Source organism: Collinsella sp. LCP19S3_H3 (genome assembly GCF_052119145.1).
Taxonomy (GTDB): domain Bacteria; phylum Actinomycetota; class Coriobacteriia; order Coriobacteriales; family Coriobacteriaceae; genus Collinsella.
Genome location: NZ_JBQKFW010000053.1, coordinates 1 through 387, shown reverse-complemented (window position 1 = coordinate 387; position 387 = coordinate 1). Strand labels below are relative to the sequence as shown.

The 387-nt window shown below is 59.4% G+C and carries 1 tRNA gene; it reads right to left on the bottom strand.

The window, feature by feature from the left end:
• Window positions 1–277: 277 nt before the first annotated feature.
• A tRNA-Thr gene (locus ACTQZF_RS09270) sits at window positions 278–353 on the bottom strand.
• Window positions 354–387: the final 34 nt, after the last annotated feature.

Here is a 387-nt window from a genome sequence, read left to right as displayed (position 1 = left end):
GATGGCGCGCAGCCGGTCAAGAAGATCTGCTTTAAGCTGCTTGCAGACGCTTACTGGGAGGAATAGCGCGCTGCCCGACTGAGCTGTTCGTATGCTGGCGTGTTTTCCCTAGGGGAATCACGCTACGGCCCCGTTAATCGTGTTTTCCCTAGGGGAATCACGATTAACGGGGTTTCTGTTTTGAATAGGGGAGCTGACGCTGTTGCGGTGCGTGGGTGGGCGCGCGCACTCAAAATCGGCAACAAAAAAGCCGCCCGAAGGCGGCTGTCTTGTGCAATGGAGCCAGCGACCGGGCTCGAACCGGTGACCCCCGCTTTACGAGAGCGGTGCTCTACCAACTGAGCTACGCTGGCGGCCATGTGGTGACGCAGCTGAGGCGTCAACGGC